The sequence below is a fragment of the Streptomyces sp. IBSNAI002 genome, from assembly GCF_052244475.1.
In the GTDB taxonomy this organism is placed as follows: domain Bacteria; phylum Actinomycetota; class Actinomycetes; order Streptomycetales; family Streptomycetaceae; genus Streptomyces.
In genome coordinates, this window is sequence record NZ_JBQPXG010000002.1 from 773,953 (window position 1) to 796,025 (window position 22,073).

General features: G+C 75.0%; 20 protein-coding genes. 11 read left to right on the forward strand and 9 right to left on the reverse strand.

All coding sequences use genetic code 11. The features are described from left to right. Positions 1-2 precede the first annotated feature (2 nt). The 3 genes from ACTVZO_RS03865 to ACTVZO_RS03875 are packed head-to-tail and all read right to left on the reverse strand — an operon-like array spanning position 3 to position 2,997. Positions 3-935, reverse strand: coding sequence for an ABC transporter permease (locus tag ACTVZO_RS03865; protein WP_443296986.1), 933 nt, complete (start codon positions 933-935; stop codon positions 3-5). Next, the gene (locus ACTVZO_RS03870; RefSeq protein WP_443296987.1) at positions 923-1,807 is read right to left on the reverse strand and encodes an ABC transporter permease; all 885 of its coding nucleotides are present in this window, start codon (positions 1,805-1,807) and stop codon (positions 923-925) included. The genes ACTVZO_RS03865 and ACTVZO_RS03870 overlap by 13 nt, the downstream gene beginning before the upstream one ends. Continuing rightward, positions 1,807-2,997, reverse strand: coding sequence for an ABC transporter substrate-binding protein (locus ACTVZO_RS03875; RefSeq protein WP_443296988.1), 1,191 nt, complete (start codon positions 2,995-2,997; stop codon positions 1,807-1,809). Before ACTVZO_RS03875 ends, ACTVZO_RS03870 begins: the two co-directional genes overlap by 1 nt. Before the next feature lie 177 nt (positions 2,998-3,174). Between ACTVZO_RS03875 and ACTVZO_RS03880 the strand changes: the two genes are divergently transcribed. Further along, a complete protein-coding gene (locus ACTVZO_RS03880) occupies positions 3,175-3,921 on the forward strand; it encodes a GntR family transcriptional regulator (protein WP_443296989.1) in 747 nt (248 codons plus the stop codon). Positions 3,922-3,935: 14 nt separating this feature from the next. Here the strand turns inward: ACTVZO_RS03880 and ACTVZO_RS03885 are convergent, their stop codons facing one another. Beyond that, complete coding sequence (locus ACTVZO_RS03885) at positions 3,936-4,886, reverse strand: NAD-dependent epimerase/dehydratase family protein (protein ID WP_443296990.1); 951 nt, start codon at positions 4,884-4,886, stop codon at positions 3,936-3,938. Positions 4,887-4,957: 71 nt separating this feature from the next. Here ACTVZO_RS03885 and ACTVZO_RS03890 point away from each other — a divergent pair, with 71 nt between their 5' ends. Next, positions 4,958-5,962 (forward strand): LysR family transcriptional regulator, encoded by a 1,005-nt coding sequence (locus ACTVZO_RS03890; protein ID WP_443296991.1) that lies wholly within the window; start codon positions 4,958-4,960, stop codon positions 5,960-5,962. A gap of 45 nt (positions 5,963-6,007) precedes the next feature. Here the strand turns inward: ACTVZO_RS03890 and ACTVZO_RS03895 are convergent, their stop codons facing one another. Continuing rightward, positions 6,008-6,727: an ABC transporter ATP-binding protein gene (locus ACTVZO_RS03895; RefSeq protein ID WP_443296992.1), complete on the reverse strand. Its 720-nt coding sequence runs from the start codon at positions 6,725-6,727 to the stop codon at positions 6,008-6,010. Between the two features lie 179 nt (positions 6,728-6,906). Here ACTVZO_RS03895 and ACTVZO_RS03900 point away from each other — a divergent pair, with 179 nt between their 5' ends. The 4 genes from ACTVZO_RS03900 (at position 6,907) to ACTVZO_RS03915 (ending at position 15,475) form a co-directional block, all read left to right on the forward strand. After that, entirely contained in the window at positions 6,907-10,218 is a 3,312-nt protein-coding gene (locus ACTVZO_RS03900; protein ID WP_443296993.1) for an FtsX-like permease family protein, read from the forward strand. After that, positions 10,215-12,944, forward strand: a complete 2,730-nt coding sequence (locus ACTVZO_RS03905) for a hypothetical protein (RefSeq protein ID WP_443296994.1) — start codon at positions 10,215-10,217, stop codon at positions 12,942-12,944. Before ACTVZO_RS03900 ends, ACTVZO_RS03905 begins: the two co-directional genes overlap by 4 nt. Further along, positions 12,941-13,909, forward strand: coding sequence for an ABC transporter ATP-binding protein (locus ACTVZO_RS03910; protein ID WP_443296995.1), 969 nt, complete (start codon positions 12,941-12,943; stop codon positions 13,907-13,909). Before ACTVZO_RS03905 ends, ACTVZO_RS03910 begins: the two co-directional genes overlap by 4 nt. An 87-nt stretch (positions 13,910-13,996) precedes the next feature. After that, complete coding sequence (locus ACTVZO_RS03915) at positions 13,997-15,475, forward strand: condensation domain-containing protein (protein ID WP_443296996.1); 1,479 nt, start codon at positions 13,997-13,999, stop codon at positions 15,473-15,475. Here ACTVZO_RS03915 and ACTVZO_RS03920 read toward each other — a convergent pair. The 4 genes from ACTVZO_RS03920 to ACTVZO_RS03935 form a co-directional block, all read right to left on the reverse strand. Next, positions 15,463-16,728: a S8 family peptidase gene (locus tag ACTVZO_RS03920; RefSeq protein ID WP_443296997.1), complete on the reverse strand. Its 1,266-nt coding sequence runs from the start codon at positions 16,726-16,728 to the stop codon at positions 15,463-15,465. The two genes, ACTVZO_RS03915 and ACTVZO_RS03920, sit on opposite strands and share 13 nt — an antisense overlap. Positions 16,729-16,860: 132 nt before the next feature. Then, entirely contained in the window at positions 16,861-18,090 is a 1,230-nt protein-coding gene (locus ACTVZO_RS03925) for an RNA polymerase sigma factor (RefSeq protein WP_443303039.1), read from the reverse strand. Positions 18,091-18,148: 58 nt separating this feature from the next. Continuing rightward, on the reverse strand, positions 18,149-18,505 hold the full coding sequence (locus ACTVZO_RS03930) for a YciI family protein (protein ID WP_443296998.1): 357 nt from the start codon (positions 18,503-18,505) through the stop codon (positions 18,149-18,151). A gap of 221 nt (positions 18,506-18,726) precedes the next feature. Then, positions 18,727-18,996, reverse strand: a complete 270-nt coding sequence (locus ACTVZO_RS03935) for a hypothetical protein (RefSeq protein WP_443296999.1) — start codon at positions 18,994-18,996, stop codon at positions 18,727-18,729. Positions 18,997-19,102: 106 nt separating this feature from the next. Between ACTVZO_RS03935 and ACTVZO_RS03940 the strand changes: the two genes are divergently transcribed. The 5 genes from ACTVZO_RS03940 (at position 19,103) to ACTVZO_RS03960 (ending at position 21,993) form a co-directional block, all read left to right on the forward strand. Then, positions 19,103-19,441, forward strand: coding sequence for a thioredoxin family protein (locus ACTVZO_RS03940; RefSeq protein ID WP_443297000.1), 339 nt, complete (start codon positions 19,103-19,105; stop codon positions 19,439-19,441). A 129-nt stretch (positions 19,442-19,570) separates the two neighbouring features. After that, positions 19,571-20,767: a cytochrome P450 gene (locus ACTVZO_RS03945; protein ID WP_443297001.1), complete on the forward strand. Its 1,197-nt coding sequence runs from the start codon at positions 19,571-19,573 to the stop codon at positions 20,765-20,767. Between the two features lie 20 nt (positions 20,768-20,787). Next, a complete protein-coding gene (locus ACTVZO_RS03950; RefSeq protein ID WP_384227527.1) occupies positions 20,788-20,982 on the forward strand; it encodes a ferredoxin in 195 nt (64 codons plus the stop codon). Between the two features lie 79 nt (positions 20,983-21,061). After that, positions 21,062-21,415, forward strand: a complete 354-nt coding sequence (locus ACTVZO_RS03955) for a DUF1304 domain-containing protein (RefSeq protein ID WP_443297002.1) — start codon at positions 21,062-21,064, stop codon at positions 21,413-21,415. Next, a complete protein-coding gene (locus ACTVZO_RS03960) occupies positions 21,412-21,993 on the forward strand; it encodes a TetR/AcrR family transcriptional regulator (RefSeq protein ID WP_443297003.1) in 582 nt (193 codons plus the stop codon). The genes ACTVZO_RS03955 and ACTVZO_RS03960 overlap by 4 nt, the downstream gene beginning before the upstream one ends. The last annotated feature ends 80 nt before the right edge of the window (positions 21,994-22,073 follow it).

The following is a 22,073-nucleotide window of genomic DNA, read 5'->3' on the forward strand; positions in this document are numbered from 1 at the left end:
GGTCAGGACTCCTTGCGGGAGGGGGTGGCGGGTGCGGCCGCGGCGGTGGCCGGGGCGGTTCCGGCCCGGGAGAGGGCGAGCAGCAGCAGCCAGGTGATCAGGAGGCTGAGGACGGAGACCGCCACGGACATCCGGGCCTGGGCTCCGGAGATCGAGACGATCCACACCGCGAAGGGCTGGAAGCCGAGGAGCGAGGCGATGGTGAACTCGCCGAGGACCAGGGCCAGCGTGAGGAAGGCGGCGCCGGCGATCGAGGCCCGCAGGTTCGGCAGCAGCACCCGCAGGACCACGTACGGCCAGCTCGCTCCGCAGCTGCGGGCCGCCTCGGCCAGGGTCGGCACGTCGACGGCGCGCAGTCCTGCGTCGAGCGAGCGGTAGACGAAGGGCAGGGCCAGCACGGTGTAGGCGAGGACCAGGACGAGGGGGAACCGCTCGTCCTGGACGGCGAGGAAGGTCTGGTAGAGCGGGGTCCGCGACAGGTGCTCCGGCCCCCAGCGCAGCACGGTGGTGATCCCGGTGACCAGCGCGATCGGCGGCACCACCAGCGGGAGCATGCACATGATCTCGACGACGGGCCGCAGCCGGGGGGAGCCGACGCGTACGGCGATCAGCGCGGGCACGGCGAGCAGCAGCGACAGCACGATGGTCGCGGCGGCCAGCCCGAGGGAGAGCAGGAGGCTCTCGGTGAACCCGTCGGCGGAGAGCAGTTCGGTGTAGGCCTCGAAGGTGATCCCCTGGCCCGGCACGTGCACGGTGAAGACGAAGGAGGCGAGGAGCGGGACCAGGAAGTACGCGCCGGCGAGCGCGAGTACGGCGCCGCGCCAGATGCCGGTGCGCCGGCGGCCGCCGGGGCGCGGGCGGGCGGCGGCCGGGCGCGGCGCGGCGGTGTGCGCCGGGGCCTCGGTGTCCGGGGCGGTGGGGGTCATCGCAGCCATCGGGCGCTCCGTCGCTGGAGGGGCAGGTAGACCGCCATGACCAGGCCGGCGATCAGGATCATGTCGAGGCCGAGGGCGAGGGCCACGTTCTCCTGGCCGGTGAGCACGTTGCCGGACAGCGCGTCCGCGATCTTGAGGGTGACCAGCGGGACGGAGCCGCCGACGAGGGCGGCGGCCGTGGCGTGGGCGGCGAAGGCGGTGCCGAAGAGCAGGACGAAGCCGCCGAGCAGGGAGGGGGCGAGGACCGGAAGGCCGATGTGGCGCCAGAACTGCCATCCGTCGGCCCCGTTGTTCTGGGCGGCCTCGCGCCACTGCGGGCGCAGGCCCTCCAGCGCCGGGGCGATCACCAGGACCATGAGCGGGATCAGGAAGTACAGGTAGACGACGCTGAGGCCGGTGAAGGAGTACAGGCTCCAGCCGAGGCCCGTGAGGCCGGCGAGCTGGGTGACGACTCCGGAGATCCCGACGGTGGCGATGAACGCGAACGCGAGCGGGACGCCGCCGAAGTTGGCGAGCACGCCGGAGGCGGTGAGCGCCGCGCTGCGCAGTGCGGCGGAGCGGGAGGTGACCACGGCCTTGGCGATGAGGACGCCGAGGACTCCGCCGATCAGTGCGGTGAGGGCGGAGAGCTGGACGCTGCCGATGAGCGAGCCGAGGTACGGGCCCTGGAGCGAGCGGGCGAGGTGCTCGCCGGTCAGCCGGGTGGCGCCGTCCGCCGGGTCGGTGCGGGTGACCGCGCCGAAGGCGATGGCGCCGAGGGGCAGGCCGAAGCAGAGTCCGGTGAAGGCCAGCAGCGGGAGGGCGGCGAGCCAGGTGCGGGGGCCGCGCCGCCGGCGGCTGGTGCCGGCGGCGCGGGTGAGGGTGGTGGGCATCAGGAGAGGGCCTTGTCCCACTTCTCGGCGAGGGTGGCCTTGGCCTTGTCGAGCTCCTCGGAGGCCGGGAAGGCGGGGGTGCCCTGGACCTGCGGGAGCTTGGCGACGGCGGTCTTGTCGGCGGTGCCGTCCTGCGTCATGGCGGGCAGCAGGACGGGGCGGGCGTACCCCTTGAGCCAGAGGTTCTGGCCGTCCGCGCTGTACAGGAACTCCATCCACAGGCGGGCGGCGGCCGGGTTGGGGGCCTCCTTGTTGATGGCCTGCGAGTAGAACTGGGCGTAGACGCCGTCGGTGGGGACGGCGACCTTCCAGTCGACGCCCTTGCCCTTGAACTGGTCGGCGTAGCCGGCGTTCAGGTAGTCCCAGTCGATGGAGATGGGCGTCTCGCCCTTCTCGACGGTGGCCGGGGTGGATTCGACCGGGATGAAGTTGCCGCTCTTCTTCAGCTGACCGAAGAAGTCAATGCCGGGCTGGATGTCGGCGAAGGAGCCCTTGTTGGCGAGGGCGGCCGCGTAGACGCCGCCGAAGGCGGAGCCGGACTTGGTGGGATTGCCGTTGAGGGCGACCTTGCCCTTGTACTCGGGCTTCAGCAGGTCGGCGAAGGTCTGCGGGCAGGTGGGGATCTTCGCGGCGTCGCAGCCGATGGAGACGTAGCCGCCGTAGTCGTTGTACCAGCGGCCGTCGGCGTCCTTCTGGCCGGCCGGGATCTTGTCCCAGGCGGTGACCTTGTACGGGGCGAAGAGGTTCTCCGCGGCGCCGCTGCGGGCGAAGGCGATGCCGAGGTCCAGTACGTCGGGGGCGCGCTTCTGGCCCTTGCGGGACTTGACGGCGGCGATCTCGTCGGCGCTGGAGGCGTCCGGGTTCTCGCTGTTCACCTTGATCTTGTACTTGGCTTCGAAGGCCTTGATGATCTCGCCGTAGTTCGCCCAGTCCGGCGGCAGCGCGATCACATTGAGCTCGCCCTCCTTCTGCGCGGCGGCGACGAGGGCCTCCATGGAGCCGAAGTCGGCGACCGAGGCGGCGGCGCCCGGCTGCACGTTGCTCTTGGCGTCACCGGCGGCGCCGGCCTTGGGCTCGGGTGCGGCGCCGCACGCGCTGAGCGTGGTCAGGACGGCGGCGCTGAGCAGTACGGCCGCACCGCGACGGGCGGAGGAACTGAGCACGGTCTCTCCCGGAGACTTAGGGGGCATCACTTGTCTGGACAAGTTGGCTCCAGTTCGCCCGGGCCCTCTGTACGTACGGTGAACGGCGGCCGTCTCCGGGAGCACGGCTCGACGAAGAGACGAGAAGGTCGGCGGGAATCCGCGCGACAGCTGCTGGAATGATCATGAGAGCGCGGCGGCACACACGACCAGGGGGCGAAGGACATGGGCACGGTCCGGCATGTGGAGATCGCCGAGGCGCTGCGCGCCGCGATCGCCTCGGGCGAACTCCCGGTGGGCGCGCAGCTGCCCTCGGAGAGCGATCTGGCGGCGCGCTGGTCCGCCTCGCGCGGGACCGTCCGCCAGGCGGTCGCCACCCTCGCGGCGGAGGGGCTGATCGGCTCCCGGCAGGGCGCGCGGCGGACCGTACTGCGCCAGGAGCGCCGGCACAGCTTCGGCGAACTGAACAGCTTCGCCCAGTGGGCCGAGGGGGTGGGGCACCGGGCGGACAGCCGCTTCCTGGCCCGGAGCCGCAGACCGGCCACGGCCGAGGAGGCGGAGCGCCTCGCGCTGGAGCCGGGTACGGAGATCCTGGCCGTGCTGCGGCTGCGCCTGCTCGACGGGGAGCCCACGATGGTGGAGCGGACCGCGTACGCGGACTGGGTCGCGGCGGCCGTCGAGGCCCTGCCCGCGGACTGCCGCTCCGTCATGGACAGCCTGGCGCAGGGCTCCGGGATCGTCGCCCACCACGGCGAGCACCTCATCGACGCCCTCGCCGCGGGCAGCGAGGACGCCCGGCTGCTGGAGATCCGGCGCGGCAGCCCGCTGCTGCGCCAGCGGCACGTCTCCGCGACCGCTGCGGGCCGCCCGATCGAGTGGTCCGACGACCGCTACCGGGCGGGCAGCGTCACCTTCAGTGTGAACAACTCGGCGGTAGCAACACCGTTGGAGCGGCGGGCGGGCGAGGGCTGACGTCCGGCAGCCCGCTACGCTTCGGCCGCTTCGCCGATCGCCCCCGGCAGCCAGTCGGCGACCCGTCCGAAGCCGAAACCCAGAGCGGCGGCCCGGCCGTTGTCCATGGCGTAGGCCCGGTCGAAGGAGAACGGCGAGGCGGCGGCGCCCCGTTCGACCAGCCGGTACCGCGGCCGCCGCCCGAGCCGTGCGGCGACCAGCTCGCAGAGCCCGGTCACGTCCAGCGCCCCGTGCGAGGCCGCGTTCACCGGCCCGGTGAACTCCTGCCCGGCCGCCCAGTACAACAGGTCCGCGATCTCCCTGTGGTGGATGAACGAGGTGGCGTACGGGGCTCCGTGCACGTCGACGGGGGTCCCGGCCGCGATCCGCTGCACGTAGTGCGCCAGCCGCCCGGTGAACTCCTCCCGTCCGCCGCCGAGCACGTGGGCGGTGCGTACGGAGACGAACGGGAAGGCCGGCTCGCGCAGGAGGACGGCCTCGGCCTGCCGCTTCCGCTCGGCGTACGCGAAAGCGGGGTCGGGGCCGGGGCCGGGGCCGGGGTGCGGGGCCGCGGGCAGGGTGCGCGCGAGGTCGAGGGAATCCTCGGTGACGGGCACGGGCACGGGAGCGGCGGCCGGGCCCCGACCGCCGCGCTCCTCGGGACCGGGGAGGGTGGCGGGGTCGTACACCTCCATCGTCGAGGTCATGACGTACCGGCCGGTCCGCCCGGCGAAGACCCGGCGGGCGACGGCGGCCTGCCGGGGCGTGTAGCAGACCTGGTCGATGACGACGTCGAAACCGCGCGGGCCCAGCGCCGCCCGCAGCCCCGCCTCGTCGTCCCGGTCGGCGACGACGCGCCCGACGCCGGCGGGCGGGGCGCTGGAGCCCCGGTTGAGGACGGTGACCTCGTGCCCCGCGTCCCGCGCGTTGGTGACCAGGGACTTTCCGAAGTACCGGCTCCCGCCGATGACAAGAATCGTGTTCATGCGCCCGACTCTGCCGCTATAGGGTCCCCAGCGGAACTGGTGACCTGCTGAACCCGTATGAAGGAAAACTGATGATCGATGTGCAGCGGCTGCGCGTCCTGCGGGCCGTGGCGGAGCACGGCAGCTTCAACAGGGCCGCCGGCGCCCTGCTGCTGACCCCGTCGGCCGTCTCCCAGCACATCGCCGCGCTGGAGCGCACGCTGGGGCACCCGGTGGCCGTGCGCAGCACCCGCGGGGTCACCCTGACGGAGCCCGGACGGCTGCTGGTGGAGGCGGCGGAGGCGATCTCCGCCGAACTGGACCAGGTCCGCCACGAGATCGCCCGGCTGACCGCACCCCGGCCGCGCCTGACCGTGGCCACCTTCACCAGCGGCGGCCGTCATCTGCTGCCCGCCGCGCTCGCCCGGTTCGTGGCCGCGCATCCGGAGGTGGAGCTGACCGTGCTGGAGAGCGAGCCGGAGGCGGCCGCGCCGATGGTGCGCGGCGGAGCCGCCGACCTCGCCCTCGCCTACCACCTCGACGGGCCGCCGCCCGTGCGGCCGGGCGAGCGTCCCGCGCTGGACTGGGTCCCGCTGATGGAGGACCCGCTCCGGCTGGTCGTCCCGCGCGGCCACCGGCTCGCGGACCGGCCCTCGACGGGCCTGGCGGAGCTCTCCGCCGAACGCTGGGTGATCGGCTGCCTCAAGACGGAGGCGTACCTGCGCCGGTACGCGGAGATCGCCGGCTTCGAGCTGCGGGTGGGGGCGTCGACCACCGACTACTTCTTCGCGCAGACCCTGGTGGCGGCGGGCGTGGGCGTCTCCCTGATCCCGCAGGTCTCCCTGACCCCGTCACCACAGACGACGGTGCTCCAGGTCAACCCCCCAAGCCCCACCCGCCACATCGGCCTCCTCCTCCCCCGCCGACGCCGCCCGCACCCGTACGCCCAGGCCCTGGCCGCGGCCCTGACCGCGGCTGCGACCGCGGCTGCGGCTGCGACCGCGGCTGCGGCTGCGGCTGCGACCGCGGCTGCGGCTGCGGCTGCGACCGCGGCTGCGACCGCGACCTCGCACGAGGAGCGGCTGCGGTCACGGTGACCGGGCTCGGACCGCAGGCGGTGCCCGGCGCGTCGGGCGGTCTCGTCAGAGGTCCGCCGGACGGTGTTCGTCGACGATGCGGCCGTCGCGCAGTTCCACGACGCGGTCGGCCAGTTCGATCAGGGCCGGGTCGTGCGTGGCGACCAGGGCGGTGACTCCCTCGCTGCGCACCACGGCGCGCAGCAGCCGCATGATCGAGCGTCCGGTCTCGGAGTCGAGCTGGCCGGTGGGTTCGTCCGCGATGAGCAGGTCGGGTTCGTTGGCGAGGGCGCGGGCCACCGCCACCCGCTGCTGCTGGCCGCCGGAGAGTTCGCCGGGGCGCTGGCCCGCGTGTTCGGCCAGGCCCACCAGGGCGAGCAGGGTCCGGGCGCGTTCCTCCCGCTGCCGGGCGGGGATCTTGCGCATGCGCATCGGGACGCCGACGTTCTCGGCGGCGGTGAGGACGGGGATCAGGCCGAAGGACTGGAACACGAAGCCGATCCGCTCCCGCCGCAGCGCCAGCAGCCCCGGCTCGTCGAGGCCGCCCAGCGGCGTGCCGTCGAGCCGCACGACTCCCGTGGTCGGGGTGTCCAGGCCGCCGACCAGGTTCAGCAGAGTGGTCTTGCCGGAGCCGGAGCGGCCCTTGAGGGCGGTGAGTTCACCGCGGCGCACCTCGAACGTGACGCCGCGCAGGGCGTGCACGGTCCGCGGGCCGCTGCCGAAGCTCCGGTGGACGTCGTCCACCACGACCATGGGTGCGGCCGGGCCGTCCTGATGCTGCGTCATGGTGTTCGGTTCCCCCTGGGACTCGGTCCGGCCGGTGGAGACGCCGCCCCGGGCCCCTCCTGCTCGAATTTGCTCATCCGTCTCATCCTTCGCGCAAGTCCCTTCCACTGCGCGTTCGAATCTGACAGCATCGTCCGCTATCCGGTGCCAGCGGTCCGGACGGGGGAGGAACAAGGCACATGCTCGGCTTCGTCGTGCGCCGGCTGCGCGGGCGACTGCCGCTCGCCGCCGCCGTGCTGCTCACCGTACTGATCACCACCACCGTGCTGACGGCGCTGTTCGCCTTCACCCGTGGTGTGGGCGAGGCCGGGCTGCGCCAGGCGCTCCAGGGCCCGGGCCGGGACCGGGCCACCGTGCTGGTCACCGCCGAACACCCGGTGACCGCCCGGGCCCAGGACGACGCGGCCGTACGGAGCTTCGCGGAACGGCTGTTCGGCCGGCTCCCCGTCGGCGTCGAGAGCCTGGCGCGCAGCCGGCCGTACGGCCTGCCGGGGGCCGCCGCCCCGGGCAGGCAGGCCGATCTGACCCTGCTCGCCTCCTTGGACCGGGGGCGCGTGGACCTGCTCGCGGGCCAGTGGCCGCAGGCCGCGGACGGCGCGTCCGCGCCGTCGGTGGCCGTGCCCCGGGCGGCGCTGGTCCGGCTGGGGCTGGCGGAGGCCGCGCTGCCCGCCGAGGTGGCGCTGGCCGACCGGTACGGCGGCGCCCCGCTGACCGTCCGGGTCACCGGCGTGTACCGGGCGGCGGACCCTGAGGACCCGTACTGGCGGCTCGACCCGCTCGGCGGCCGCGCCCTCCAGGTCGGCGGTTTCACCACCTACGGACCGCTGCTCGTCGACGACACCGCCTTCACGGCGGGCGGGATCCCGCAGAACAGCCGCGCCTCGCTGCTGTCCCCCGACTTCTCCACGGTGGGCCCCGCCGAGGCCCGGGCCCTGCGCGAGCGCGCGGCGGTGCCGGCCGGCGGCCCGCCGGGCGCGGCGGCCGCCGAGGCACCCGCCGGGTTCCAGGTCAGGACCGAGCTCCCGCAGCTGCTGGGCGAGCTGGAGTCCGGGCAGCTCGTCGCCCGGTCCTCGCTCCTGGTCGGGGCGCTCCAGCTGGCCGTCCTCGCCGCGGCGGCCCTGCTGCTGGTCTCCCAGCTGCTGACGGACCGCCAGGAGCCCGAGCGGGTCCTGCTCACCGCGCGCGGCGCCTCACGCGGACGGCTGGGCGCGCTCGGCGCCGCCGGATCGCTGCTCCTGGCCCTGCCCGCCGCGGTCCTGGCCCCCCTGCTCACCCCTCCCCTGCTCGGGTTCCTGAGCGGCTTCGGCCCGCTGTCGCGGGTGCCGCTGAACACCTCCGGCTCCTGGCTGCTGTGGCCCGTCGCGGCCGCCTGCGCCCTCGGGTGCGTGGCGCTGACCGCGCTGCCCGCCGCCCTGCGCGGTGCGGGGGCCGCCGCCCTGCGCCGCAGCGGCCGCCGCCAGGCCCTGGTCGCCGGGGCCGCCCGGTCCGGCGCGGACCTGGCTCTGGTGGCCCTCGCCGTCCTGGCCTACCAGCAGCTCGCCCGGTACAGCGGCGCCGGGCACGAACCGCAGGCACCGTCCTCCGGCGGGCTCGGCGTCGACCCGGTGCTGGTGGCCGCGCCGACCCTGGCCCTGTGCGCGGGCACCCTGCTGGTGCTGCGGGTGCTGCCGTTCGCCGCCCGGCTGGGCGGACGGCTGGCGGCTCGCGGCCGGGGGCTCGGCCCCGCCCTGGTCGGCTGGCAGCTCGCGCGGCGGCCGAGGCGGGCCACCGGTCCGGTGCTCCTGCTCGTCCTCGCCGTGTCCAGCGGGGTCCTGGCGCTCGGCCAGCACACCGCCTGGACCGCCTCCCAGCGCGACCAGGCCGCGTTCGCCACCGCCGGTGGCCTGCGGATCTCCGGCAGCGAGATCGCCCCGCTCGGCCGGGGCGGCCGCTATGCCGCACTGCCCGGCGGGGAACGGGTCATCCCGGTGGTCCGCGCCGTGCAGGAGCTGCCCGGCGGGCGGCCCGCGCAGGTGCTCGCGCTGGACGCCGCCGGTGTGGCCGAACGGGTGCCGCTCCGCGCCGACCTGCGGGACGGGCGGTCCATGCGCGAACTGTTCACCCCGCTCGCCGCCGCCGGCCCGGCGGGCGGCGCCATCGAACTCCCGGGACACCCGCGCCGGCTGGACCTCGACGTGACCGCCCGGACCCCCCGGGCCGGAGGCCGTCCCGGTCTGGGACTGCTGCTGCGCGACCGGTTCGGCACGACCTACCGCTCGCCCATGCTCCAGCTCCCCGACACCGGGGAAGCCACCCTCTCTGTGGACCTCGACGCGCTGGCCGGAGCCCCGCTCGGATCCGCCGCCGCGCCACTGAGCCTGGCCGGGCTGGTGCTCTCGTACGGGCTCGAAGCCGGTCCGGGCCGCGGCCTCGAGGGGCCCGGGACCGGCGGGCCCGAGCTGCCCGGCGAGCTGACCGTACGCCGCCTCGCGGTCGCCTCGGCCCCGGGCGGGGCGGCCGTACCGGTGCCGCTGCCCGCGACCCCGCCGGCCTGGACCCTGAAGCCGCCGGCCCTGTCCGGCGCCGCCCCCGCCGCGGAACTCCTGCCCGCGCAGGGCGCCCCGGGCGGCGCGGCGCTGCTCCGGGTGCGCTACCGCGGCGGCCCGGACACCGCCGGCGGTGTGCAGCTCGGGATGCTGCCGGGGCCCGCGCCCGCCGCCGAGGTGCCCGGGATCGCCACCCGCGGCTACCTCTCCGCCGTCGGGGCGGCCGTCGGCGACCTGGTCCCCGTGCCGCTGGGCGGGGCCACCGTGCCCGTGCGGATCACCGCGGCCGTCGGCTCGCTGCCGGTGGCCGGGGACACCGCCCTCGCCGTCGACCTGGCCACCGCCGGGCGGCTGCTGGCGGCCGACACCGCGCGGGAGCTGCCACCGCCCGACGAGTGGTGGCTGCCCGCCGCCTCGTCCGGGGACGCGGCCCCGGCGGCGGCCGCCGCCGAGCTGCGGGCCGGGGCCGGTACGCAACGGGCGGAGCTGCGCGAGGAGGTGGCCGGCGCCCTGCTGGAGGACCCGCTGAGCGCCGGCCCGCAGAGCGCGCTCGCCGCCCTCGCGGTGGCCTGCGCGGTGCTGGCCGCCATCGGCTTCGGAGCGTCCGCCGCGGCGGCCGGGCGGGAGCGGGCCCGGGAGTTCGCGGTGCTGACCGCGCTGGGCGCGCCCCGCCGCGGCCTCGGCCGCACGGCCGCCGCCGAGAACGGCGTCCTGGTCGGCCTCGGGACCGCCGTCGGGCTGGGGCTGGGCGCGGCCATCGTGCACCTGGTGGTGCCGCTGGTGGTGCTGACGCCGGCCGCGCGGCGGCCCGTACCGGAGGTCCTCGTGGACCTGCCGACCGTCCAGACCCTGCTGATGGCCGCCGCGATCGCCGCGGTGCCCCTGCTGTCGGCCGTGATCGGCGGCCGCCGCGACCGGACCGCCCGGGGCGCCGCCCACCGGCTGCGCCTCTTGGAGGAGATGTGACCCGCCCGGCCCCGATCACCGCCGAGGAGCGGGCACTTCGCCCCGCGCCCTGGGTGCGGACCCGGCTGCGCGCGGCGCCGCTGACCGTACTGCTCGGCGCCGCCCTCGCCTTCGTCGCGGTGCTGCTGGCGGCCGCCCTGCCGCGGGCCGTGGACCGCGGCGCCGACCAGGCGCTGCGCTCCTTCCTGCACGACCAGGGCCCCGGACCGACCAGCCTGTTCGCCTCCGCCACCGGCCGCGGCGGGCCGATGACCCCGCAGGACCTGGACTCCGTACGGGCCGCCCTGGCCGCACGCACCGGCGGTGCCTTCCGCATCGCCCCGAGCGGTTCCGTGCACGGGGCGGTCGGGGTGAAGCCGCGCGCCCTGGCCAACCCGGGCCTGGCCCGGCCCGAGGGGATCGATCCACAGCTCTCGCTGACCCACCTCCCCGAGGCCGCCGCGCACACCACGCTGGTGGCCGGCCGGTGGCCGGACGGCGGCGAGCCGGGCGGCCCGCTCCCGGTGGCCCTGTCGCGCAGTGCCTCCGAGACCCTCAGGGCTCCGCTGGGCACCGTGCTGGAGTCCGCGCCGGGGATCTCCGGCGCGCAGCGGGCCGAGGTCGTCGGGCTCTACGACGCCGCCGACCCCGAAGACGTCTACTGGACCGACCTGCCGTGCCTGACCAAGGCCTGTGAGACGCGCACCCGCGACACCCTGCCGAAGGTGTTCTGGCAGACCTCCGCAGTCGTCGGCGCGGACGGGCTCGACCGCATCGCGCCCTGGGGCGAGGGCATCGAGTACTTCTGGCGGCTCCCGGTGGACACCGGTGTCCTGCGGGCCGACCTGCTGCCCGGCGTCTCGCGGGAGATCGCCGCCTTCGTCACCGGCCGCACCGCGTCCGAGCTGTCCCTCGCCGTCGAACGGCCCGACCTGCGCATCCGCTCCCGCCTTCCCGAACTGTTCGCGCAGGCCGAGGCCCGGCAGCAGGGCGTCGCACCGCTCGCCGCGATCGGTCCGGCCGGTGTCGCCGGGGTGGCCGCCGTGGTGTTCTGCCTGGCCGCCGCGCTCACCGGCGACCGGCGCGAGGCCGAGCTGCGGCTGCTGTCGGCCCGCGGCGGATCGCGCCGCTCCCTGGTGCGCCGGCTGCTCGCGGAGGGCGCGCTCACCGTGCTGCCGGCCGCCGCCCTCGCCACCTGGCTCGCCCTCCGGCTGCTGCCGGCCCCCCGGCCGGCGGCCTCGCTGACCGCCGCGGCCGCCGTGACGCTGCTCGCGCTGCTGGCCTTCCCCGTACGGGCCTTCGTGCTGCTGTCGGCGCCGCGCCCGCCGAGCCCCCGGCGCCGTCTCATCGGCGAGCTGCTGGTCCTCGCCGCGACCGCCGCGGCCGTGGTCGAGGTGCGCCGTCGCGGTGTCGTCACCTCCGCCGGACTCGATCCGCTGCTGGTGGCCGCCCCGCTGCTGCTCGCGCTGTCCGGGGCGCTGCTGCTCGCCCGGCTCCAGCCGGCCCTCGTCGGGGCGCTGGCCGGGGCGGCCGGACGGCGTCCCGGCCTGGTCGGCTTCCTCGGGCTGGCGCGCGCCGCCCGGGGCAGCGGCCGCGGACGGCCCTCCGTACTGCCGCTGATCGCCCTGCTGCTCGCCGTCACCACGGGCGGCTTCGGTGCCACGGTGCTGGGCTCGGTGGACGCCGCCCGGCTCCAGGTGGCCCGGCAGGCCGTCGGCGGCGACGCCCAGATCGCCGCTCCCCTGGGCGACGTCCTGACGCCCGAGCTCATCCGGGCCGCGAGCGAGCTGCCCGGGGTAGGGACGTCGGTCGCCGCCTGGGTGGAGGAGGACGCGTTCGTCTTCGGCACCGACCGGGGCTCCCCGCAGGTGACGGTGGTCGTCGTCGACCCGGTGGCGTACGCGGCGCTGGCCCGCACGGTCGGGCGCGGCGGCTTCGATCCGGCGCTGCTCGCCGCGGGCGGCCCCGGGGAGCCGGTGCCCGCGCTGTTCAGCAGCGACGTGGTCTCACAGGCCGGGGACCGGGCCTACCGGCTGCGGGTTCGCGGGGAGGAACTCCAGGTCAGGGCCGCTGCCGTGGTCGACGGCACGCCCGCGCTGTCGGGCGGCGGAGCCGGCACGCTGGTCCTGCCGGCGGATCCGACCGTGGCGCTGACGCCCCGAGTCTCCAGCCCCAACCGCTGGTTCGGCACCGGAGCCCTGGACGCGGACCGGCTGCGGCAGGTGGTCCGGGCGGGCACTCCGGCCGCGGCCGCCGAGCACGTCCTGGTGCGGACCAGCGCCGACGCCGTCGCCAAGCTCGGCGCCGACCCGCTCCAGCATTCGGCCGGACGCCTGTTCTGGGCGGCGGTCGCGGGAGCCGCCGGGTTCGCCCTGCTGGCCGTCCTGCTCACGCTGATGCGGGCCGCGCCCGACCGCGCCGCGCTGCTCGCCCGGCTGCGCACCATGGGCCTGCGTCCCCGGCAGGGCGTGGCGCTGATCCTCGCCGAGTCCTTGCCGCAGGCGCTGGTCGCAGCGGTCGGCGGCGGGCTGGTCGCGGCGGCTGCCGTGGCCCTGCTCGGCCCGGCGGTGGACCTGTCCGCGCTGGTCGGCGCGCAGGTGCCGGCCGGGCTGCGGTTCACGGCGCGGCCCGTGCTGACGCAGGCGCTGGGCCTGGCGGCCCTGGTCGCCGCGGCCGTGCTCGCCGAGGCGGCGATATCCGGCAGACGACAGATCTCCACCGAGCTGAGAGCGGGAGACCAGCGGTGAACACCGAGCAGCCGACCTACGAAGAGCTGCGCCGGCAGGCGCTGGCCGCCGCCGCGCCCCGTACCACCGGGGCGGACACGGCCATCGCCTGCGACCGTCTGGTGCGCATCTTCAGCACCGACGGGGTGGAGGTTCAGGCGTTGCAGGGGCTCGAACTGACCGTGGCGCAGGGCGATCTGGTGGCGCTGGTCGGAGCCTCCGGCAGCGGCAAGTCCACGCTGCTGAACATCCTGGCCGGGCTGGACGTCCCCACGGCGGGGACCGCCACCGTCGGGGGCTACGACCTGCTGGAGATGTCGGCCAAGGAGCGGCTGCGCTACCGCAGGGAGGCGGTGGGCTTCGTCTGGCAGCAGACGGCACGCAACCTGATGCCGTTCCTGACGGCCGCCGAGAACATCGCCCTGCCCATGCAGCTGAGGGGCCGCGTTCCCAGGGGCGCCGCCAAGCGCCGCGCGGCCCGGGTCGGCGAACTCCTCGAGGCCCTGGAGATATCCGACCTCTCGGCCCGCCGGCCGGCCGAGCTCTCCGGAGGCCAGCAGCAGCGGGTGGCCATCGCCGTGGCCATGGCCAACGACCCCGCGGTCCTGCTCGCCGACGAGCCGACCGGCGAACTGGATTCCGAGACCGGCGCCGCGATCTTCGAGGCCTTCCGCACGGTGAACCGGGAACTGGGCGCCACCGTGGTCATCGTGACCCACGATCCGCTCGTCGCCGGGGAGGTCCGCCGTACGGTGGCCATCCGCGACGGACGCACCAGCAGCGAGGTGCTGCGCCGCACCGTGACCGACGAGCACGGCGCACAGTCGGTGAGCGAACGGGAGTACGTGATGCTGGACCGCACCGGCCGCGTCCAGCTGCCGCACAAGTTCCTGGAGGCCCTCGGCATGGAGCAGCGCGTGGCCGTGGACCTGGCCGCCGACCACATCGAGGTGCGCCGCGACGACTCCGACACGGACGGGGACTGAGGTACGCCCGTCGCCGATTTCGTCACCTTCGCGCCCTGGGGGTCGTTAGGGCCTCGGGGTTGACTCGGGGGCGAAGGGATGAACGGAATGCGGCAGTTTCCTCTGGAGATGCACCACGTGGCACCCGGTCGGGTGGTCGAATGGCGGCTGAGGTCCGGGGTCGTGGAGGCCTGCGGGCCGGACGACGAGCCGGGCAGGAGGGCCTCGTTCAACCAGGAGAAGCACTTCACCGTGGCCGAGGAGAGCCGGGCCGCCGACGACCCCGTGGCGTCGTGGATCGCGGTCACGTTCGAGGTGGCCGGGCGACTGGACGAACCGGCCCTGGCCCGGGCACTGCTGGCGTTCGTGCAGCGGCACGAGGTGCTGAGGTGCGCCTTCCGTCGGCTGGCCGGGGAGCTGGCCTGCGAACCGTTCGACCCGGCCGAACTCGCCCTCGACGCCGAGACCGTGGACACCTTCGAGACCTCCGGGGCGCTGCGGGACTTCCTCGTCGAGCGGTTCACGCGGAGCATCGACACGCTGTCCTGGCCTCTGTTCGTGATGGGCGCGGTGCTGCGCGAGGACTCCGCGACGGTCTACCTGGCCTTCGACCACATCGTGTGCGACGGCATGTCGATGCCGATCGTCGTCCACGAGGTGCTGACGGAGTACGAGGCCCTGTGCCGCGGCGAGGACAGCGGGCTGCCGTCGGCCGCGCCCAGCTATCTCGACTTCGCCGACGAGCAGCGCCGCCGGTACCTGTCCATCGACGCGTGCGACGAACGTCTGGACTACTGGAAGGAGTTCATCGCCCGCGGCGGTGAGTTCTTCCCCCGCTTCCCGCTCGACCTCGGTGTGGAGCCGGACCGGATGTACCCGATCGTCAACGAGGCCTCCACGCTGCTGGACGCAGCCGAGGCGGAGGTCTTCGAGAAGACCTGCCTGACGGTCGGCGGGAAGCCCTTCATGGGGGTGCTCGCCTCCGTCGCCGTCTGCCTGCGCGAGGCCGGCGGACCGGGCGTCTACCGGGGTCTGATGCCGGTGAGCGAGCGCGGCCGCGAGGGCTGGGGGAATTCGGTGGGCTGGTTCGTCAACACCATGCCCATCGAGTTCGACGCCTCCCCCGGCCGGGACTTCGCCCAGGTGATGGCGGGGGTCCGGGCCGGGTTCGGCGAGATGATCAGCCACATCGACGTACCGTTCGTGCGGGCCTGGGAGCTGCTCGCCCCCGAGGAGTTCGCCGCCCGCTCCTGGCCGTACCCGGTGAACTTCTTCTCGTACATCGACATGCGGCGGTGTCAGGGCGCCGAGCGGCACGACGAGTGGCGGCCCTCGACCCACGTGTGGTCGGCGCGCGCCAACGGCGCCTGTTCGTGGTTCCAGCGGGACGCCGACGGGCTGCACATGAACTCGCTGTACGTCGACACTCCGGCGGCCCGCCGGACCATGGGCGCCTTCCAGGAGGCGCTGTGCCTGACGGTCCGGCAGATCGCCCGCTCGGGCGGCTTCCGCCGGCCCGTCGCGCTGACCGCGCCGCGCCGACCCGGGCGGACGCCGCTCGACGTGGCCGTCCGCTACGGCCGGTAGAGGGTGTAGAGGAGCCGGTTCGGGGCGACGGGCGGGCTGCCCTGGAGGACTCCGGCGGTGGCGTTCACCACGAGGGCCTGCTTGACCTGCGCGGGGGTGTCGGCGGGCCGGAAGGCCAGGTGGAGGGCGGCGGCTCCGGCGGTGTGGGCGGTGGCCGCCGAGGTGCCGCTGAGGGTGGCCGTGGCGGTGTCGCCGTCCTTCCAGGCGGACGGGATGGCCACGCCGGGCGCGAACAGGGCCACGCACTGGCCGTGGTTGGAGGAGGAGGCCCGGCGGTCGAGGCTGTCGCTCGCCGCGACGGTGATGATCTCGGGGAGCCGCGCGGGCGAGGTCGCGCAGGCCCCGTCGGGCCGGGCGGAGCCGCCGGCCGCGGCGGTGTAGGTGATCCCGGCGCGGATGGAGCCCCGGACGGCGGCGTCGAGGGCGGAGCTGGCGGCCCCGCCCAGGCTCATGTTCGCGACGGCGGGGCGGACCGCGTTCGCGGTCACCCAGTCGACGCCCGCGATGACCCCCGACGTGCTGGCGGAACCCTGGCAGTTCAGGACGCGGACGGCGACCAGCCGGGCCTCCTTGGCCACTCCGTAGGTCGAGCCCGCGACGATCCCGCCGACGTGGGTGCCGTGGCCGTTGCAGTCGTTGCCGTTCTGGCCGTCGCCGACGGTGTCGGTGCCGACGGAGGCCCGGCCGCCGAACTGCGTGTGCGTGGTGCGCAGTCCGGTGTCGATGACGTACACGCGGACGCCGGGGGCGGTGGTCCGGTAGGTGTAGCCGGTGGACAGCGGGAGGGTGCGCTGGTCGATGCGGTCCAGCCCCCAGGGGGCGCCCGGCTGTTCGGCCGCCGGGCCGGTGGGGGCCGTGGGGGCCGTGGCGTCCAGGGTGAGCGTGGTGTCCTGCTGGACGCGGGCCACGCGCGGGTCGGCGGCGAGCCGGGCCGCCCGGTTCCGGTCCATCCGCGCGGAGAATCCGTGGAGCGCGGAGGTGTAGACGTGCCCGAGCCGGGCCCCGTCCGCCTTCGCCAGGAGGTCGGGGAGGGTCCGGGTACCGGCGGCGGGCTCCTTCAGTACGACGATCCAGCCGTCCGGGACCGCCGTCTCGGCGGGGCCGGCGAGCTGTAACTTCCCGGCCGGAGCGGCGGAAGTTCCGGGTGCGGGGGCCGCGGAGGCGGCGGTGGCGAGGGGGGCGATCGGCAGGAGGGCGGCGGCGAGCAGGGCGGCGCAGGGCAGCAGCCTAGCTGCGCGTCTGGTGGCGGTCATCTCCGGTACACCTGACCTTTCGTCGACCGGGCGTGGGGGCGCCCCAGATTCCCCGGTCCGGTCCGAGGGCACAAGAGTGCGGTCCCGGACAGCCCGGCCGACGGCCGTTCCCGTCCCGGAGGGTTTCGGGGGTCAGAGCCGTTCCGCGCGCCGCCGGAGCAGGGCGCGTTCGCTCTCGTTGCGGGTGAGCGAGGCCGCCCGTTCGAACTCCGCGCGGGCCTCCGCGGGCCGGCCGAGCCGCTCCAGCAGGTCCCCCCGCACGCTCGGCAGCAGGTGGTAGGAGCGCAGGGCCGGCTCCCGCGCGAGGGCGTCGACGAGCGGCAGCGCGGCCTCCGGTCCCTGGGCCATCGAGACGGCGACCGCCCGGTTGAGCTCCACCACCGGGGACGGGATCAGTGCGACGAGCCGCCCGTACAGGGTGGCGATCGCCGTCCAGTCGGTGTCCTCGTAGCGGACGGCGGCCGCGTGGCAGCCGGCGATCGCGGCCTGGACGGAGTAGGGGCCGCTGCCGGCGTGCCGCATGGCCTCGATGCCCCGGAGGATGAGCAGGCGGTTCCACCGGGACCGGTCCTGGTCGGCGAGCAGGACCGGTTCCCCGTCGGGTCCGGTACGGGTGGCCGTCCGGGACGCCTGGAACTCCAGCAGCGCGGCGAGGCCGTGCACTTCGGGCTCCTTGGGCATCAGGCCCGCCAGGACGCGGGCCAGTCGCAGCGCGTCCTCGCAGAGGGCGGGGCGGACCAGGTCCTCGCCCGCGGTGGCCGAGTAACCCTCGTTGAACACGAGGTAGATGACCTCGAGGACCGACGCCAGCCGTGCCTCGCGGTCGGCTCCGTACGGGACTTCGAAGGGCACCCCCGCGGTGGCCAGGGTCCGCTTCGCCCGGACGATGCGCTGGGCCACGGCGGACTCGGACGCGAGGAAGGCGCGGGCGATCTCCTGGGTCGTCAGGCCGCCCATCAGGCGCAGGGTGAGGGCGATCCGGGCCTCGGTCGCGAGGACCGGGTGGCAGGCGGTGAAGATCAGCCGCAGCAGGTCGTCGTCGATGCGCTCGGGGTCGGCGAGTTCGGCCGGTTCGGCGGGCGGCGCCGTGTCCTCCAGGGTCCGGCCGACCTCCGCGAGTTTGCGCGCGTACGTCTCCTTGCGGCGGACGAGGTCGATCGCGCGGTGTTTGGCGGTGGCCATGAGCCAGGCGCCCGGCCGGTCCGGGACGCCTGACGCGGGCCACTGTTCGAGCGCGGCGACGAGGGCGTCCTGGGCGAGTTCCTCGGCGATGCCGACGTCCCGGACGATACGGGCGACGCCGGCGATGATCCGCGCCGACTCGATCCTGAACACCGTTTCGACCGCCTGGGCCGCACTCACTGCCGTCACGGCCACCCATCAGAGCAGCCGTGACGAGGCAGGGCAAACGCGGCGCGGGTCACATCTCCTGGATCTCCCGGACCTCGGCGCTGACGTTCCACTCGGCCGGGTGGATCTCCAGGAACCGCTTGGTCCACTCGATGGCCTCGGCCTTGTCCTTGCACTGGGACAGGGAGTAGCCGCCGACTACCTCCTTGGTCTCCGTGAAGGGACCGTCGGTGTAGCTGATCTTCCCGCCGGACCAGGTGAGGCGGGTGCCTTCGGAGGTGGGGAGCAGGCCGGCGGTGTCGAGCATGACCCCGGCCTTGGTGATCTCCTCGTACAGGGCGCCCATCCGCTGCTGGAAGTCGGCCGGGAACTCCTCGGGGGGCAGGTTCTGCTCGTTGATGCGGATCATCGTCAGGAAGCGCGGCATGGTGACTCCTCGGTCGGGAGGGCGGGGGCTTTCCCTGCCTCTCACCCCTGCGTCGAACGGGAGACGCCCGGATCGACAGCTCTCCGGAGAATTCTTCAAAGAATCTTCGGGACCGGCCACCGGAGCCGTGTCGGCGGGCCCCCGGACCGCGCCGGGCTGCCGCCAAGGTCCATGATCGCCGACTCCGGCGGCCGGTGGCCGGTGGTGGGCGGCCCGGCCGGTCAGCGGCTGTCCCCCACCCAGTCCCAGTGCCCGGGGTCCGCGGCCCGGCGGCGGTAGTGCGCGCGGCCGCCCGCCCCGTACCGCCCTATCTCCGTGGGCAGCCGGGCCTCTTCGGCGAGCTGCCGGACGCTCCAGCCGGTGACGTCGAGCAGCAGCCCGTCGAGGGGGCCGCCCACGAGCTCGCCGTAGACGTGCCCGGGGCGCGGGCCGGGGTCCGGGTCTTCGTGGTCGGCGCCGTAGACCCGGCGCCGGAGCATCCTGTCGTCCATGCCGTACAGCTTCACAGGCACCACTGACAATCGGCCGCCGCGCGCAGCGGCGATGATGGGGGCCGCGGCCCTGGTCAGGGCGGCCCGGGAGCGAGGAGCGGCAGGCATGGCACGTCGGGTACACCAGCCACGGGAGGACGAGGAGTTCGACTTCATCCTGTCCATGGCGCAGGGGCCGGTTCTCGCCTATTTCTGCGGGACCTGGCCGAAGGCCCTGGAGGCGTGCCGCGCGATGGACGCGGTCGTCGGCGAGCTGGCCGAGGAGTACGGGGCGCGGCTCACCGCCGTCCGTACGGACATCACCCGCTGCCCGGGGCCGACCAGGCGTTTCGGTGTGACCGGCGCGCCGACCGCCGTGCTCGTCAAGGACGGCGAGGCGGTGGCGAGCCAGGCCGGGCCCATGACCCGCGAGGAGTTCCGGGTCTTCCTGGACGCCCATCTCTGAGCTGTCCGGGCCGCCGAATGGGCCCTGTGGGCGAACTCGGGTGATCTGGCCGAAAGTGGCATAGGTGGGATAGGTGCCTCAGGCATGTAATGGATCCGGCACAACGGAACCATCGCTCGCGAGGTGCTCATGTCCTTCACGTCAGAGACCGTTGCCTTCCCCCAGGACCGAACCTGCCCCTACCACCCGCCGACCGCCTATGAACCCCTGCGGGAGAGCCGGCCGCTCTCCCGCGCCACCCTCTTCGACGGCCGCTCCGTATGGGTGGTCACCGGGCTCGCCGAGGCCCGCACCCTGCTGGCCGACGGCCGGCTCTCCACCGACCGCCGCAACGCGGGTTTCCCCACGCCCAGCCGGCGGTTCAAGGGCCTCCAGAACCGGCGCGCCGCACTGCTCGGGTTCGACGATCCCGAGCACAACACCCAGCGCCGGATGCTGATCCCCTCCTTCACCCTGAAGCGGACCGCGGCCCTGCGGCCGCGCATCCAGCAGACGGTGGACCGGCTGATCGACGACATGGTCGCGGCGGGCCCGCGGGCGGAGCTGGTCTCCGCGTTCGCCCTGCCCGTGCCCTCGATGGTGATCTGCGCCCTGCTCGGAGTCCCGTACGAGGACCACGAGTTCTTCGAGGGCGAGTCCCGGCGGCTGCTGCGCGGCCCTGAGCCGGCCGATGTGGAGGACGCCCGCCGCCGGCTCGACGAGTACCTCGTCGGCCTGATCGGGCGCAAGCGCCGGGAGCCCGGGGACGGGCTGCTCGACGAGCTGATCGCGCAGCGCCTGGAGCCCGGCGAGATCGGCGTCGGGGAACTGGCCGACCTCGCCGCGATCCTGCTGATCGCGGGGCACGAGACCACCGCCAACATGATCTCGCTGGGCACCTTCACCCTGCTGCGCCACCCCGGGCAGCTGGCCGAGCTGCGCGCGGACCCGACGCTGATGTCCTCGGCCGTGGAGGAGCTGATGCGGTTCCTGTCGATCGCGGACGGCATGCTGCGGGTCGCGACCGAGGACATCGAGATCGGCGGGGTCACGGTGCGCGCGGAGGACGGGGTGGTCTTCTCCACCTCGGTGATCAACCGTGACGACTCCGTCTTCGAGGACCCGGACGCACTGGACTGGCACCGGCCCTCCCGGCACCACGTGGCCTTCGGTTTCGGCATCCACCAGTGCCTCGGGCAGAACCTGGCCCGCGCGGAGATGGAGATCGCGCTGGGCACGCTGTTCGAGCGGCTGCCCGGGCTGCGGCTGGCCGCCGACCCGGACGGGATCCCCTTCAAGCCCGGCGACACCATCCAGGGCATGGTCGAGCTGCCCGTGGCGTGGTGAGGGCGGTGTCGCACGCGCGTCTGCACATCGACATCGACACGGGCGTCTGCATCGGCGCGGGCCAGTGCGCGCTGACCGCCCCCGGGGTGTTCACCCAGGACGACGACGGCTTCGGCGAACTGCTCCCCGGCCGCGAGGACGGCGCCGGGAGCCCGCTGGTCCGGGAGGCCGCCCGGGCCTGTCCGGTCTCGGCCATCTCCGTACGGGAGGACTGAGCCGTGGCCGGGGGCGATATTTCCTGTACAGTTGTCCAGGAAATATCGTCCCCGAGAAACCGCGAAGTGGAGGCGGCCCGTGCACACGGTCGCTCAGATCCTGATCGGCCTGGTGGCCGCCCTGCACCTGTACTTCCTGGTGCTGGAGATGTTCCTGTGGCAGCGCCCACCGGGGCGGGCCCTGTCCGGGTTCGACGCGGACACCGCCCGCCTCACCGCGCCGCTCGCCGCCAACCAGGGGCTCTACAACGGGTTCCTCGCCGCGGGCCTGGTGTGGGCCCTGATCATCGATTCGCTCGCCGCGCAGGTCTTCTTCCTGGTCTGCGTGATCGTCGCCGGGGTCTACGGGGCCGCGACCGCCAACCGCCGGATCCTCCTCGCCCAGGCCCTGCCCGGCGCGCTGGCCCTCGGCGCGGCGCTGCTGGCCGCGTGAGCCCGCAGGACGACGCGCGGGCCCCGGACCCGCGTACCGCCAGGACGAGGGCGCGGCTGCGCGAGAGCCTGCTCGCGGAATGCGCCGGCCACCCGCTGGCCGAGGTCAGCGTCTCGGCGGTGGTCCGGCGGGCGAAGGTCGGCCGGGCCACGTTCTACCTGCACTACGAGGACCTCACCGCGCTCGCCGTGGACGCCTGCGCCGACGTGGTGCACGCCGCGGTCGACGCCCTGCACGCCTGGCAGACCGGCCCGGCGGCGCTCCCCCCGGCGCGGCCGCCCGCGGCCCTGGCCGGCTTCCTGGCGGGGGCGGCCGAGCGCGCGCCGCTCTACCGCACGCTGCTCCTGCCCGGCGGCGGGGGCCCGCTGGGCGACCGCCTCCACCGGGAGCTGCGCGAGCGGGCCCGGGCCGAACGCGCGGCCGCCGGCGCCCCGCACCCCGACCTCGTCGCCTCGGCGGTCGCCGCCTCCTTCACCGGCGTCCTCGCGGACTGGCTCCACGACACCGTCCCGGCCGGTCCGGCCGACCTGGCGGAGCATCTGTGGCGGCTCCTGCTGGCCCTGCACCGGGCCGTGTAGCGGGCGCCGGAGGGCGAGCGCGCGAAAAAGCCCCGCCGGGCGGACCGGCGGGGCTCACCTCACGGGCCGGGCCCGGGAAG

Excerpts from the sequence above, each read along its gene's own strand:
- ACTVZO_RS03865 (WP_443296986.1), bottom strand. The coding sequence starts at position 935 with ATGGCTGCGATGACCCCCACCGCCCCGGACACCGAGGCCCCGGCGCAC.
- ACTVZO_RS03870 (WP_443296987.1), bottom strand. The coding sequence starts at position 1,807 with ATGCCCACCACCCTCACCCGCGCCGCCGGCACCAGCCGCCGGCGGCGC.
- ACTVZO_RS03875 (WP_443296988.1), bottom strand. The coding sequence starts at position 2,997 with ATGCCCCCTAAGTCTCCGGGAGAGACCGTGCTCAGTTCCTCCGCCCGT.
- ACTVZO_RS03880 (WP_443296989.1), top strand. The coding sequence starts at position 3,175 with ATGGGCACGGTCCGGCATGTGGAGATCGCCGAGGCGCTGCGCGCCGCG.
- ACTVZO_RS03885 (WP_443296990.1), bottom strand. The coding sequence starts at position 4,886 with ATGAACACGATTCTTGTCATCGGCGGGAGCCGGTACTTCGGAAAGTCC.
- ACTVZO_RS03890 (WP_443296991.1), top strand. The coding sequence starts at position 4,958 with ATGATCGATGTGCAGCGGCTGCGCGTCCTGCGGGCCGTGGCGGAGCAC.
- ACTVZO_RS03895 (WP_443296992.1), bottom strand. The coding sequence starts at position 6,727 with ATGACGCAGCATCAGGACGGCCCGGCCGCACCCATGGTCGTGGTGGAC.
- ACTVZO_RS03900 (WP_443296993.1), top strand. The coding sequence starts at position 6,907 with ATGCTCGGCTTCGTCGTGCGCCGGCTGCGCGGGCGACTGCCGCTCGCC.
- ACTVZO_RS03915 (WP_443296996.1), top strand. The coding sequence starts at position 13,997 with ATGCGGCAGTTTCCTCTGGAGATGCACCACGTGGCACCCGGTCGGGTG.
- ACTVZO_RS03920 (WP_443296997.1), bottom strand. The coding sequence starts at position 16,728 with ATGACCGCCACCAGACGCGCAGCTAGGCTGCTGCCCTGCGCCGCCCTG.
- ACTVZO_RS03930 (WP_443296998.1), bottom strand. The coding sequence starts at position 18,505 with ATGCCGCGCTTCCTGACGATGATCCGCATCAACGAGCAGAACCTGCCC.
- ACTVZO_RS03935 (WP_443296999.1), bottom strand. The coding sequence starts at position 18,996 with ATGGACGACAGGATGCTCCGGCGCCGGGTCTACGGCGCCGACCACGAA.
- ACTVZO_RS03940 (WP_443297000.1), top strand. The coding sequence starts at position 19,103 with ATGGCACGTCGGGTACACCAGCCACGGGAGGACGAGGAGTTCGACTTC.
- ACTVZO_RS03945 (WP_443297001.1), top strand. The coding sequence starts at position 19,571 with ATGTCCTTCACGTCAGAGACCGTTGCCTTCCCCCAGGACCGAACCTGC.